The organism is Arthrobacter sp. SAFR-179, from assembly GCF_059414945.1.
In genome coordinates, this window is record NZ_JBPFDM010000028.1 from 1 (window position 1) to 1,094 (window position 1,094).

The window sequence follows — 1,094 nt, forward strand, 5'->3', positions numbered from 1 at the left end:
TCCGAGGAGGACCTGGACGGGTTCCGGCAGGAAAAGTCCCGTGAAGGCCATGCCCTGTCCTCCTACCCGCACCCGCGGCTGATGCCGCACTTCTGGGAATTCCCCACCGTGTCCATGGGCATCGGCCCGATGAACGCGATCTACCAGGCCCAGAACAACCGGTACCTGCACAACCGCGGCCTGAAGGACACGTCCGACCAGCAGGTCTGGGCGTTCCTGGGCGACGGCGAAATGGACGAGCCCGAGTCCCGCGGCCTGCTCCAGCTCGCCGCGAACGAGAACCTGGACAACCTGAACTTCGTGATCAACTGCAACCTCCAGCGCCTGGACGGCCCGGTGCGGGGCAACGGCAAGATCATGCAGGAACTCGAAGCGTTCTTCCGCGGCGCGGGCTGGAACGTGATCAAGGTCGTCTGGGGCCGGGAGTGGGATGACCTGCTCACCCGCGACACCGACGGGTCCCTGGTGAAGATCATGAACGAGACCGTCGACGGGGACTACCAGACCTACAAAGCCGAGTCCGGCGGGTTCGTCCGCGAACACTTCTTCGGCAAAACCCCGCAAACCAAAGACCTCGTCGCGGACCTGACCGATGACCAGATCTGGAACCTCAAACGCGGCGGCCACGACTACCGCAAGGTCTACGCCGCCTACAAGGCAGCCACCGAATTCAAGGGCAAACCCACCGTCATCCTCGCCCACACCGTCAAGGGCTACGGCCTGGGCCCGAGGTTTGAAGGAAGGAATGCCACGCACCAAATGAAGAAACTGACGGTCGAGGACCTCAAGGACTTCAGGGATTACCTGCGCATTCCCATTTCGGACGAACAACTGGACGCAGATCCATACCGGCCGCCCTATTACCACCCGGGCCTGGATTCGCCCGAGATCGCCTATCTCCTCGAAAGGAGAAGGGCGTTGGGTGGCTCCGTGCCGGAGCGCCGGAACACCCACGCCGAAATTGCCTTGCCGGACGCGAAGTCCTACGAGGTGGCCAAGCGCGGATCCGGCAAGCAGCAGGCCGCCACCACCATGGCCTTCGTCCGCCTGCTCAAGGACCTGATGCGGGATAAGAACTTCGGCAAGCACATCGC

Annotated in this window: 1 protein-coding gene; it reads left to right on the plus strand. The window is 63.1% G+C overall.

Features of this window, described 5'->3' with window-relative positions; translation table 11 throughout:
* On the plus strand, positions 1–1,094 hold a 1,094-nt coding region (locus ACR65K_RS20610), incomplete at both ends, for a thiamine pyrophosphate-binding protein (protein WP_494568038.1).